Below are 13,167 nucleotides of genomic sequence, written 5' to 3'. Positions count from 1 at the left end.
ACTGCGCTTATATATTTAAATTGATCGGGTTATTACCTCTTAAATTAATCCGTTAAAACCCCATAAAACAGTGCGCAAATTAGAAACGGGAGAATTTTATGGCAAACACAATCAAAAATTAATTTTTGATGCATTTACCGTTACAGATACCGAATACATTCACGACAAAGTTGATTGGCACTATCACGAGAATCCGTATTTTACCTACTTACTACAGGGAAAGTTATTGGAAGCAAATAAGAAAGAATTCTACTACTTAAAACCAGGTCATCTCTTGTTTCATAACTGGGATGATGCGCATTACAACATCAAGCCCAAAGATATTACAAGAGGTTTTCATATAGAATTAAATAGAAATTGGTTTTCTAATCAGGCGTTTGAATCTACTGATTTTGAAGGAAGTTTAGCCATTCAAAACCCGATGATTAAAATGGCTATGAATGCTATCTATTTAGAAGCAAAATGGAATGACCGCTATACTCAATTGGGTATTGAAAGTACGCTGCATGCGATATTCGATTTGATGTATAAGCCCAATACTAAAATTCAGAAAACGCCAGTTTGGGTAAATCAATTAAAAGAACTGATTTTTGAGGAAGAAATTATCTATTCTCTAGAGAATTTAAGTCATAAATTACAAATACATCCTACGCACTTATCACGCGAATTCAGTAAATATTTTGGCACGAGTCTGGGCAATTACATCCGGTTAATTAAAGTGAATCAGGCGTTTAATCTTATTTTATTAAATAAATTATCGATGACTGAAATTTGCTATACCTGCGGTTTTTACGATCAAAGTCATTTTATTGCAAATTTTAAACGCATCTACCACACCACACCTTCAAAACTTTTAAAAAATAGGCACCGACGCTAATTTTATACAATTTCTTCAGTTTTAAAAAGCTCATTTTTACCGTTCATCTAAATCAATCAAAAATGAGACTTAAACAGATTAGTTTTTTGTTTTTTATACTACTTAGTGTTAACCTCTTTGCACAGGATATGGCGCAGTACACCGGTAACTGGGAAGGTAAAATAGCAAACCCAAAAACGTTCAGCTTAACTATTTCTATAGAAAACAAAACAATTTCAGAAGCGCTTTTTAAAATTGTAAATGATCATAGAATTCTAGAGCAATCGTTTCAATTTAAAGCCGGCGAAGCTCTAAACATACCTCTTGCTGAAAATCTATCGTTTACCGGTAATATATCTAAAGATAAAAAGACGATTTCAGGGTTTATACAATCAGGACTCCTGCTCTATCATCTTGATCTTATTAAAACAAATGCTAATTTTTATACCGGAATCTGGAATCTACTTATGGTAGATTCTCTAAAGGCACAGGACTTTTATTTAAGCGTAGAAAACGGTTCTGGTGACTCTTATGAAGCCTACCCCATTTTAGCTGATGATCGATTTACAGGGACCTGGTGTGCTAACTTCAGCAAAGAAAACAATCGTATTTTTTTTACTGATTTTAAAACCGGTATGGTATTTAAAGGAACCCTTCTACCAGAAAAAATCGAATTGGAAATGTATCTGGGCGATCATTTAATCACTGTAATGACGTTATCAAAATCTCAACAAGACTGGAAAACTGGCGATTTTAAAGATATACATTTCGGAGATTTACCCAATACGCTTCAGCTTACGCAACTGGAAACTTTGATTGCTAAAGACTCTTTACCCAACACCCATTCTGTAGTTATTTCGAAAAAGGGGAAGCGTATATACGAAACCTATTTTAAAGGTTATACAGCAAGCATTCCGCACGATATGCGCTCTGCATCTAAAAGTATTTCTTCGGCTATTGTGGGGATTGCAAAAGACCAATCACTATTTAAAAGTGTAAACCAATCTATTTTTGATTTTCTACCAGAAACCTATCAAAGCTATAAAGACGCCTTAAAGGCACAAATAGATCTCCAAAGTTTACTCACGATGAGTTCTGGGTTAGACGCGATAGATTACGGTTTAAATGCCAACCCAGAATCTCTTGCTGTAGAAGATAAGTATCAACCTACACCAGACTGGACGAAAAGTATTCTGGAAGCCCAAATGATTTACGCTCCCAATACACACGCAAACTACGGGTCTGCAAACCCGTATCTTCTGGGAGTTGCTATTGATTCTAGGGTATCTCAACCTCTTGAACTGTTTATAGACCGGTATTTATTTCAGCCCTTAGGAATCTCAAACTATATCATACAAACCGATTTAAAAGGAAGACCCTATTTTGGCGGAGGAATGTATTTGACACCGCTTGATATGCTAAAATTTGGCGAACTGTATCTAAATAAAGGAAGGTGTAATGGAACACAAATCATCTCAAAAAAATGGATAGAAAACTCGTTACAGAACTACCGGGTATTAGAAAATACAGAAGATAAAAACGGCTATGGCTACTTCTGGTGGCATCATACCTACACCGTTAATACCACTAAAATAGATACTTACGAGGCCAGAGGTGCGGGCGGACAATATATTTTTATACTTCCGAAGCTTGAAGTAGTTGTTGTAATTACTTCCGGAAATTACAGAAACGGAAAAACGCAACAACCCGAATCAATTTTAGATCATTACATTTTACCTTATCTCCTAAATTAACCTGACGCACGCAACTAATTACCGCTGGTGGTATCTAATAAGTAAATCAGATTATGAAACAACTTATTTATACTTTAGTCTTAGGAATCGTCCTAATTTCCTGTAGTGCTCTTGAAGATAAAAATGAGCAACTCAATTACGCCTTTATTACTAGCTATTCAGATACGGTAACCGTAGGCGGTGTGGTAGGTACTACGGAAAAAACATTTGAAAAAGGAGCTGTTTTTAGTGGAATTGATGACGGTGGTCCCACCATACGCATTAGAATTGCTGAGCATACAAAACGAAATGAAGATTGCCCTAACAGCTGGTGTTATCAGGAATTTTTAGATGTTCCCAGAGAACTCATAAAACGTATTGATTAAGTTCTATTTGTATTAAAAAAGTGTTCTAAACTATGCACTTATATTCCTTAATTTAGCCGGGAAAATCTATTTAATGCGTATGTTATGAGTAACAAAACGGCACTATCAATGCTATTCATTTTTATAGCTACAACAATCCAAGCGCAATCTATTGAAAACTTACGCAATGAACTGAAAGCTGTTATCATTAACAAATCTGCAACTGTGGGCGTGGCTATACACGGAATGCGTGAAGCAGACACCCTTTCTATAAATGGCGAAAAACATCTGCCGATGCAAAGTGTGTTTAAATTTCACCTTGCACTGGCAATCTTAAATGAAGTTGATAACGGAACACTTGCATTGAACACCCCAATTGAAATACGTAAAGAGCTGATAGAAAACTATCAACATTTGTGGAGCCCGCTGCGTGAAAAATATCCTAATGGGGCGACTTTGGAGTTGCAAGAAATTTTAAAATATACCGTTGCGTGGAGTGATAATATGGGCTGCGATGTACTGTTTGACCTACTGGGCGGTCCCGCTGTTCTTCAGCACTATTTACAGCAACTTGGTATAGATGATATCGCCGTTATACATACCGAAATGACTATGCAGTCTCAATTTGAGAATCAGTTTGAGAACTGGACGACTGCTAGAGCTTCAACCCAACTTTTAAAACGCTTTTACGAAAACGAAAACCTATTAAGTACCGAAAGCTATTTGTTTTTATTAGAAACCTTAAAAGAAACTACCACCGGAAAAAGCAGTATTAAAGGTTTGTTGCCCGCAACTACTGCAGTGGCTCATAAAACTGGAAGCAGTGGGCAAACGGAAGCCGGTTTGACGGCTGCTTTAAATGATATCGGCATTGTTTTCTTACCCGATAACACCTACTTCTACCTGAGTGTATTTGTGAGTAATTCTTCCGAAGATCCTGAAACCAACCAACAGATCATTGCAGAGATTGCAAAATGTACGTATGATTATTTTACCGGCTCGTAAGAGAGAAGTTTTTGTGTTTCCGCCTTGCGAAATTTGAAAGCATTTTTTTTAGTATAGCCCAATTAATCACTTTGCAATCTCGACCTTTGCAATCTATACATCACGTTTATGAATTGGATTTTAGTAATTATTGCGGGCCTGTTTGAAGTAGCTTTCGCGTTTTGTTTAGGTAAAGCAAAGGAAACTTCGGGCAACGAAATGTATTTCTGGTATGCAGGCTTTTTAGTAGCGCTTTGTCTGAGTATGGGTCTTCTTATAAAAGCTACTCAAACACTGCCTATAGGTACCGCTTATGCGGTGTGGACGGGTATTGGCGCGGTAGGAACTGTACTGGTTGGAATATTCATTTTTAAAGAACCCGCCACCTTTCTGCGCATCTTTTTTATCACCACGCTTATAGGTTCTATAATAGGCCTCAAAGCCGTATCGCACTATTAGGTTTTTTATTTTATGCGGAACAATTCGGTTTTAAACTTAACGTTTACGAAGCTGCTTCGACACTTAAAAACCCGGTAATTAAATCTCCCGGATGACTCTTTTTGACCACCGGAAAATCAAACCAACTTTGTAATTCTGCATCAAAGCCGGTATTGTTTAAATAACTGTTTAAGGCACGGTTTAAACCGGTCGTGTATTTAGGGTGATCTGCTCCCTGCACATCTTCATGATATAAATCATTTTGAGCAAAACCTTCAAAAACAGGACCTGTGATCTTTATACCAAAATCCTGCGGATTTTTACCTATAGGACTGTGTACCGTTGTCGTAAACTGATGCCAAAATGCAGACTGAATACAATTGCTTTCAAAAAGTTGGCGTACTACCTCAAGTGAATCTATGGTTTCCTGTTCGGTTTGTGTGGGGAAGCCGTACATAAGATACGCATGCACCATAATCTTATTTAGCGAAAAATAGTGCGTTACCCGGGTAACCTGAGCAATGTCAACACCTTTTTTCATCTTGGCCAACAAGCGGTCTGAAGCTACTTCAAGACCTCCTGTTACTGCTATACAACCGGCTTGCGCCATTAATGCGCACAACTCATAATCGAAGGTTTTTTCAAACCTGATATTTGTCCACCAGGTGATGTTAATCCCTCTAGCGATAAGTTCTTGAGATAAAGCTCTTAGCATTTTTGGCGGAGCTGCCTCATCTACAAAGTGAAAACCCGAAATGTCGGTATCGCTTACTATTTTTTGGATTTTATCTACTAAACTGGTAGCAGTTGTATTCTGGTAATTGCCTATATAATCTAAAGTCACATCACAAAACGAACATTGTTTCCAGTAGCACCCGTGAGAAATTGTCAATTTATTCCATCGTGCATCTGTCCACATACGGTGCATCGGGTTTACCACATCTAGAAAAGAAACATACTTCTCAAAAGGTAATCCCGAATAATCAGGAGCCGGCAAATTGCGATGGTGGTAAATGGTATTGGGTAATTTATTCTTATACACGACCGTGTTCCCTTCAAGAATATAGGTACGCTCAAGCTGATCTGTATCTATTGTACCTTCAAGATACCTTACAAGTTTAAGTAGTGGCCCTTCGCCATCATCCAAAGCGATAAAATCTATAAATTCAAATATTCTGGGATCTTCAAGAGATCGCAGTTCGGTATTACAATAGCCGCCACCAAAGGCAACTTTAATTTGCGGAAAGAGTTGTTTTATAAATTGAGAACAGCGTAGTGCGGCAAATAAATTTCCGGGAAACGGAATGGTAAAACACACCAGCAGTGGATTACAAATTTCTATTTGCGCTACTAAAAGGTCTAGCATTTGCTCCTCTATAAGCGTAGGCTGGTAGCTCAAAAACTCATCAAGCTGATCAAAACTACTGGCTGAAGTAGCAATTTGCTCGGCATATTTTGTAAAGGCAAAAAACTCATCTACGTTTGCCTGTATAAAATCGCCTATTTCTTCAATAAAAAGCGTTCCGTAGTGTTTTGCTTTATCTATAATTCCTAATTCACCGGGAGCCCAATCTATGGCTGTATTTACGTTTATTAAGCGATGTCCTTTCGGTAAAAAATAAGGATCAAGAATTTTATGTGCAGTCTCAAGATCCTGTTTTTGTAGAAACCCAATAACCACATCTACACAGGCTATATAGCGGTCTATCAATTTACGTACCTGTGGATATTGAAAATTTTCTAATTCTTGAGCTTCCTTAAATATAGCGCGCAGAAAGTCACCGGTAAAAATTGAGGTAAAGAGCTCTATACTTAAATCAAAATGCGTTACTGAAACCCCGTGCTCTTCTAAAAAGCCTTTAAGATAGGCCGTTGCGGGATAAGCAGTATTCAACTGCGTAAACGGTGGGGTTATAAAAAGAATTGTAGACTGCATAGTGCAAAGATAAAATTCTGTTTACTGAAATTTACTGAAATAAACCGGGAATACGTAAAGCAGAATACCCGAAAAAAGATATTTAGGAATAGCTATGTCTAGTAATTAAAGACTTCTTACTGCTTAATATATAACGAATTAGCCATAAAAGTATCTTGCCAACTTTCAAAACGTTTGTCAAAGTTTTCAGAAAAAATAAGGTACTGGCATTTACCTATACTTTCGGGTGTGCGTACAACATCAGAAAAGCTACTCTTACCCAGTAAAAACTGCGCATCATCAACGATGCACATTTGAAGTTCGTTAAGGTTTATACCATTAAGAAAAAATATCTTATTTAATCGCTTAGGTGTTGCAATAACGATATCTGTACCCATATAAATCTCATCGCGCTGGTCGTCTATGTTTTTCTCGTCATAAGCACAATACACACGCAAATCTGTCTGTTGTCTGTAAGCGTAAAATTCTGTCTCAAGATCGAGAGCCGCCTGCTTATTTTTTACAAAAATTAGCGCTCGAGGTGCATCTGCGACAGCCTCCTTTAGGTTTTGTATGACACTTAAAATAATACTTGTTGTTTTACCAGAACCTTTAGGCGCAATGACAAACATACTGGCACCTCCTTTAATTTTTGAAAGTATTTTTTTTTGCAAGGGCAAAGGTTCTTGAAACCCTTTGTGTGCAAGTGTTTCTTTTAAAGGCTCAATTAATTTTTTAAATGACATAGGTGTGCTTCCTGAATTTGTGGCAAAGATAGTTGTTATTAAACAGGGTGCTCCAGTAATCACTACCTTAAAACCTAGAATTTGCAATATTGTTTATACCTTTTATGCTGCAGAAGAATAATTTATTAAAAAAGTATAATTTTAGGCATAACAGCAAACTGCTAAAAGCAATGAAAATATACTGTTATCACGCAACTTATACTGATATAGCGTATATTTAGTTTTGATATAACACGTTGGCTGTAATTTGAGATTCGCACTTCGTAACAAAGTAGATTATTCCAATCAAGACTTAATTTAAAAATAACTGAACAAAAACTTGTTTAATTCAGATTAATTTAGTATATTATAAACTATAAAATTCGCAGACTTCTGGTCGCAGGTTTGGAACAGAATAAAATTGTTCTTTGTCATAGTGTTTTACTTAATATTAACTGGAATGTATACTCTACATTCGTACGAAAGTACCAAACAGCTTGTAACGAGCTACAATATTGAAATATTTAATAACGAGAATATAAAAAAAGAAAAGGAGGAAATTATGATGAAAAAAAATATTGAAAATTTAGAAAGTAAGACAATGAACAAATCTAATCCACCTGTTAGGCATTCAATTATATAAAGGCTCTTCATTCGAAGGGCTTTTTTTTTACTAAAAACTACCAGAATAAAATTTAAATAAGATTAAAACAATCTTCCTAATTTATCATTAAGAGGAATGGTTAAATCAATAAACTCAAATTTTAAATTATGTGATTTTCTCAAAGGCTCAATCATTTTCCCTAACGATTTCCTATCCTTTGTGATATAAGCATCAATTTTCCTGTTATGAATTTGAGAGAATAACTTAATATCGTTGATTATAACTTTTCTTTGCTCGGATTCCCTTAAAGTTTCATTTCCTTTGAGTTCTAAAAAAAAGCCACCTGCAGTTTTAGCATCTGCATAATCAAATTCTAATAATCTAAATGCATTAAGTGAAAGTAAATTATCCGGGTCATCACCAACAGCATATTCACTAACTACAATAGTGGAGAGATACATTTCTATTCCATTTTCCAGAAAATATTCAAAATAATCTTTTGCATTTTGGTGGAACTCATCATCCGATTTCAATAACCGAATACAAAAAGAATTATCTAAAAGAACACTACTTATTCCTTTCATATTCCATCTGTTTTTAAGTCATCAATCCAAGCATCAACATTTGTGATTTTACTTAAATTAACAGATGCTTTTTCAATTACTTTTTCTAAAAGAGATTTATTAAAAACTGGTTTGTATTGAATAAATTCAATTAATTCTAAATCAGATAGTTTATCATCTTCAAAACTCTTTTTACCACGTACTTTAATTCCGTAAGGCTTATAAGTTTTTTTCTCACCATTCATTATCTGTTCTTTAGTAGCAGCAATTGTGAGATTACCATATTTGTTAGTAGTTATATGTAAATTTGGATTTTTCCCACCTTCTTGATAGATTTCACCATAAAGATAAAATTCACTTTCATAAAAAGTTGGAGCAATCATTACGAAATTTGTGGTATAGTCTATAACTAAAGATGATTCTTTTGCAATCGAATTATTAAACTCAATTACATAACCATCTTTAACAGCCTTTTTTTGGAATTTATCAATTATAGATTGCCTTTTATAATCTAAAAAATCTAAATTATTCCTGCTTTTGATTTCACTCGTCAATCCATTAAATAATATTACCGCAGTTATTGGTAAAAAGAATTTATGTTTGGCAGACCCTTCTTCAATGTCATAAGACATATGTGGTCGATTTTGTTTCTCTTTTCGATTTGGATACAAGAACGATTCTACATCTGATATAAAGTCCTTTACTTCATTAATATCAATGTCTTTAGGACTTAAGGTTTTATCCTTATTCGTCACTCTTAACTCTATGTAACCTTGTTCTTCCACGTTTCTAAAATACAAATTTACTGAATATAAAAAAACTACAGCCAACAACGTGTATAATTAATTGCTAGGTTCTAGCCTACTTATGAAAATCCTCAAGGATTTTCTATTCGATTTTTATTTGCTAAATTAGTTGCTTAACCGCGCAACTAATCATACACAACACCGTTAGCATTCAGCTGAAAAAACACATAAACTTAAATGAAAATGGGATTATTTGACTTCTTAAAAAACAAATCTGAACCGATTGAAAAAAAGATGGAAGAAAAATCTGTGGGGGAAAAAAGTAAAAATGTTCAATACTTAAATCAGATTCAAAAAGAAGTTCATCAATATCTCAAACCTTTAGGATTCAAAAAGAGAGGTCGAACTTTTAATAGACAAACTGAAAACGGAGTTTGGCAATTAATAAACTTTCAAAGCGGGCAATTCCCCGTTGGAGAGAATTATGTGATTCCAGGAATTCGAGAAAGCCTTTACGGAAAATTCACTGTCAATATGGGCGTGATTATAAAAGAGCTTTATGAAATACAAATGAAAGGAAAACAAAAAGCCTTTTATCAAGATTATGATTGTCAAATTAGAACACGACTTTCACACTTGATTTCGGAAGACGATTATTGGTGGGATATCACCAATGAGAGTGAAATTATATCTGACCAAATAATTGAAGGACTGAACGAAAAAGGTATATCTTGGTTTGATATGTTTGAGACCAGAGAAAAAATTTGTGTGAATTGGGGAAATATTAAAGGATCTTCCAAGACTTCTAAACTTGATGTGGCTCTAATAATCTTTCAAACGGATAAGAAAAAAGGCGGTCGATTAATTCAAGAATATTATAACAATATTGAATTGCATAAAGGACATAAAGAATATGTAAAAGAATTAGCGAATGGACTTGGATTAAAGCTGACAGAAAATGAAGTGGGATAAAGCCGAAATGCTAACAATGTATATAAAAAATAGCGCAAGTCATTGCTAACACTATGGCTTGGGCATTATTGGAAATTCGGCTTGTGTATAATCCGAAAAGTAACAGCTTGTTTTCAGCGCTACTTTTCATATACGAGCCGTTAGCTGCAAGACAAAAAAAATCGCAATAAAAACAAAATGAAGAACTTATTTTTAATCATAATCGGACTATTAACATTTAGCGGATTTTCTCAAGATTATTTACTTGCCGACGAAAATTCCGATAAAACTATGATAGCCGATTTTATTGAAAAATCTATCGCAGAAAAAAAACTGAAAAAAAATCCTGTTATTGTAGTAAACGAAAGAGTTTTAAAAGACAACGAATTGGATAAATTAAATTTCTATAAGTCTGATATTTTAGAATTTAGTTTAGTAGCAATGGATAATACTCAAATGGTTGACATTTACGGAGAACAAAGCTTAAACGGAGTTTTATTGATTGAAACAAAACCGTTTCAAGAGAAAGCTGCGAAAAGTATTTCGGACAGTAAAGTATTATTCTTAATAAATGATAAACAAATAACTCAAGCAGAACTCGAAAAAATAAATCCTGACACAATTGAATCTCTGGATGTGATAAAAGACAAAAAAGAAATAGCAAAATATACGACTGACGAATATGATGGAGTTGTAATAATTAAACTAAAGAAAACGGAATAAAGTCCAGCAGCTAACATCGTATAAAAATAATGCGAAGTTTAGTGCTTAATCGAGAGTTCGTGCGCTTTTGTTACATCTGATTTTCCTGCGGAAAATCCTCGCATACAAAACCGCACTATTCTTATACATAACCGTTGTAAAATATAAAATTTGTTCAGATCTATTATGAACGAAATATATTGAGTTTCATACCTCATTCTCTACTTAACTTACCAGTCTTACTCCTTCCCTAGTGTCGCTTTTTTGCTAAGGTCACGGATGAAAAAAATGATTTTCAAAACTGTATCTAAGCAGTTCGCAAAAGCTATCCTAAAGGAAAAAATCATTTTTCTGTTTTAGTCGATCTAAAACCGACAATACATTTAACAACAATGCATAAAAGCAATAACGGCGCTTTTATTGTTCGTTTATTAAGGTATTTTAGTATTTTAGTGCTGTTGGTGAAAAGTAAGTAACTCGGCTTTTTTCTGCCAACGCTAATAAAGCCAAAACACACAAAAAGCAGAAAACCCGTTAAAGCTTTTATACGGGACCGTTGCCATCCATTTGAGAAAAACGATTTACATATTAATATTTTTAGGAATTGGAATTAATTTCTGCTTCTCTCAAACTGAATCTGAAAAACTATTTGGTTTAACAGAATTTGACTCAAAAAAACACGACCGAATTTATCGTGTTGAAATTGAGGATTATCAAAATGTAGAATTGATTGATTTCAAAAATGGGGAATTTAAAGGAACTCTTACTCATTCGGTTTGGACTACGAATAGAAAGGAAATTAGAAAAGATAGCATAATTCAAAAAATTGCGATTCCGAATTCTATGGTGGAAAAACTGATTTCGGAACTAAATAACAACGGATTTGGAAATCTAAAAGACTGCAACGAAGTAGAAAACTGTATTAGCGGATTAGATGGAACAACCACTTTTTTTAAAGCAATTAAAGATGGAGAAATAAATACTTCATCTTATTGGGAATTAGAATCTGACTATTATTACAATCAAAATAAAGTAAAATTACCAGCTGAAGTTATAAAAGCAAGAAAACTGATTTTGATTATCAACAAAGAATTTGATTTGAAAGAACAATTTCAGAACTTTTTAAACAGACTGCCGAATGGACGTTATTCGTACAGTATGCTGATAATGAAAAAAGGATAAAAAACGTATGGCAACACCGTGTATAATTAATGGCTAGTTCTCGCTTACTTACGAAAATCCTCGCGGATTTTCTATTCAGTTTTTATTTGCTAAATTAGGTACTTAAACACGCCACTAATCATACACAAAACCGTTGTAAAATATAAATTTTGTTTAGATCTATAATGAACGAAATATATTGAGTTTCATACCTCACTTTCTACTAAACTTACAAGTCTTACTCCTTCCCAAGTGTCACATTTTTGCTAAGGTCACGGATGAAAAAAATGATTTTCAAAACTGTATCTAAGCAGTTCGCAAAAGCAACCCTAAAGGAAAAAATCATTTTTCTGTTTTAGTCGATCTAAGACCGATAATACATTTAACAACAATGCATAAAAGCAATAACGGCGCTTTTGTTGTTTGTTTATTAAGGTATTTTAGTATTTTAGTGCTGTTGGTGAAAAGTAAGTAACTCGGCTTTTTTCTACCAACGCTAATAAAGCCAAAACACATAAAAAGCCGGAAACCCGTTAAAGCTTTTATACGGGACCGTTGTAAAATATAAAATTTGTTCAGATCTATAATGAACGAAATATATTGAGTTTCATACCTCACTTTCTATTAAACTTACCAGTCTTACTCCTTCCCTAGTGTTGCATTTTTGCTAAGGTCACGGATGAAAAAAATGATTATCAAAACTGTATCTAAGCAGTTCGCAAAAGCAACCCTAAAGGAAAAAATCATTTTTCTGTTTTAGTCGATCTAAGACCGATAATACATTTAACAACAATGCATAAAAGCAATAACGGCGCTTTTGTTGTTCGTTTATTAAGGTATTTTAGTATTTTAGTGCTGTTGGTGAAAAGTTAAGTAACTCGGCTTTTTTCTGCCAACGCTAATAAAGCCAAAACACATAAAAAGCCGAAAACCCGTTAAAGCTTTTATACGGGACAGTTACCTGCAAGCTGAAAAACCGATGAACATTCCAAAAACATCAGATGATTTTCAAAATGAATTTTATTCGTCTATTGACTTAATAGATAAAATTGGAGATTTAAGAATTCGACAATTTATGGACGGACTGAATAAAGTTTCTGATGAAATAATAGTAGATGGAATTGTTAAAGTGTTTGAATATGAAAAGAGAACTGAAACGGAGTATACCGACCAAAAATACGCTGGAAAAATATTAGAGAAATTAAAACCGAAATCTGATTTAGATTTACTTGTGATTTTAAAATCAACAATTGGAAATTGGAATAAAAGCGTTGAGGAATTCCCTTTTTGGATAAAAGAAAATTACGGAATTGAATCTGTAAAAAATAAATTGACTGAATTTGAAACTCAAAATCTGACCGAAATAGAATCGGACAAATTGAAAACGATAAAATGGTGGCTGAAAATCTAAATCGGAATAAAAG

At 34.1% G+C, this 13,167-nt stretch carries 13 protein-coding genes; 9 read left to right on the top strand and 4 right to left on the bottom strand.

The window, feature by feature from the left end; all coding sequences use genetic code 11:
* Positions 1-70: 70 nt before the first annotated feature.
* From P164_RS02865 to P164_RS02845, 5 genes are all read left to right on the top strand, one after another.
* Positions 71-877 (top strand): helix-turn-helix domain-containing protein, encoded by an 807-nt coding sequence (locus tag P164_RS02865; protein ID WP_028374971.1) that lies wholly within the window; start codon positions 71-73, stop codon positions 875-877.
* Between the two features lie 62 nt (positions 878-939).
* Positions 940-2,610, top strand: a complete 1,671-nt coding sequence (locus P164_RS02860; protein WP_028374970.1) for a serine hydrolase domain-containing protein — start codon at positions 940-942, stop codon at positions 2,608-2,610.
* A 53-nt stretch (positions 2,611-2,663) separates the two neighbouring features.
* Positions 2,664-2,975 (top strand): hypothetical protein, encoded by a 312-nt coding sequence (locus tag P164_RS02855; RefSeq protein ID WP_028374969.1) that lies wholly within the window; start codon positions 2,664-2,666, stop codon positions 2,973-2,975.
* An 84-nt stretch (positions 2,976-3,059) separates the two neighbouring features.
* The gene (bla, locus tag P164_RS02850) at positions 3,060-3,959 is read left to right on the top strand and encodes a class A beta-lactamase, subclass A2 (RefSeq protein ID WP_028374968.1); all 900 of its coding nucleotides are present in this window, start codon (positions 3,060-3,062) and stop codon (positions 3,957-3,959) included.
* Positions 3,960-4,067: 108 nt separating this feature from the next.
* Positions 4,068-4,397 carry a DMT family transporter gene (locus P164_RS02845; protein WP_028374967.1) on the top strand — a complete coding sequence of 110 codons (330 nt, stop codon included), beginning with the start codon at positions 4,068-4,070 and terminating at the stop codon, positions 4,395-4,397.
* Positions 4,398-4,440: 43 nt separating this feature from the next.
* Here P164_RS02845 and P164_RS02840 read toward each other — a convergent pair whose 3' ends face one another.
* The 4 genes from P164_RS02840 to P164_RS02820 form a co-directional block, all read right to left on the bottom strand.
* The gene (locus tag P164_RS02840) at positions 4,441-6,312 is read right to left on the bottom strand and encodes a B12-binding domain-containing radical SAM protein (RefSeq protein WP_035899313.1); all 1,872 of its coding nucleotides are present in this window, start codon (positions 6,310-6,312) and stop codon (positions 4,441-4,443) included.
* A 116-nt stretch (positions 6,313-6,428) separates the two neighbouring features.
* Entirely contained in the window at positions 6,429-7,037 is a 609-nt protein-coding gene (locus P164_RS02835; protein ID WP_028374966.1) for a DEAD/DEAH box helicase, read from the bottom strand.
* Between the two features lie 684 nt (positions 7,038-7,721).
* Positions 7,722-8,204 carry a hypothetical protein gene (locus P164_RS02825; RefSeq protein ID WP_028374964.1) on the bottom strand — a complete coding sequence of 161 codons (483 nt, stop codon included), beginning with the start codon at positions 8,202-8,204 and terminating at the stop codon, positions 7,722-7,724.
* Complete coding sequence (locus P164_RS02820) at positions 8,201-8,968, bottom strand: hypothetical protein (protein ID WP_028374963.1); 768 nt, start codon at positions 8,966-8,968, stop codon at positions 8,201-8,203. Before P164_RS02820 ends, P164_RS02825 begins: the two co-directional genes overlap by 4 nt.
* Before the next feature lie 204 nt (positions 8,969-9,172).
* Between P164_RS02820 and P164_RS02815 the strand changes: the two genes are divergently transcribed.
* The 4 genes from P164_RS02815 (at position 9,173) to P164_RS02800 (ending at position 13,154) form a co-directional block, all read left to right on the top strand.
* Entirely contained in the window at positions 9,173-9,901 is a 729-nt protein-coding gene (locus P164_RS02815) for a DUF4304 domain-containing protein (RefSeq protein ID WP_028374962.1), read from the top strand.
* 177 nt (positions 9,902-10,078) lie between these two features.
* Positions 10,079-10,603, top strand: a complete 525-nt coding sequence (locus P164_RS02810; protein WP_035899312.1) for a hypothetical protein — start codon at positions 10,079-10,081, stop codon at positions 10,601-10,603.
* A gap of 546 nt (positions 10,604-11,149) precedes the next feature.
* Positions 11,150-11,764 carry a hypothetical protein gene (locus tag P164_RS02805; protein WP_028374961.1) on the top strand — a complete coding sequence of 205 codons (615 nt, stop codon included), beginning with the start codon at positions 11,150-11,152 and terminating at the stop codon, positions 11,762-11,764.
* Between the two features lie 958 nt (positions 11,765-12,722).
* Positions 12,723-13,154 carry a hypothetical protein gene (locus P164_RS02800; RefSeq protein ID WP_028374960.1) on the top strand — a complete coding sequence of 144 codons (432 nt, stop codon included), beginning with the start codon at positions 12,723-12,725 and terminating at the stop codon, positions 13,152-13,154.
* Positions 13,155-13,167 lie beyond the last annotated feature (13 nt).

The organism is Leeuwenhoekiella sp. MAR_2009_132 (assembly GCF_000687915.1).
Lineage (GTDB): Bacteria > Bacteroidota > Bacteroidia > Flavobacteriales > Flavobacteriaceae > Leeuwenhoekiella.
Note: the sequence above shows the minus strand (reverse complement) of the source record. Positions and strands in the feature narration are given on the sequence as shown.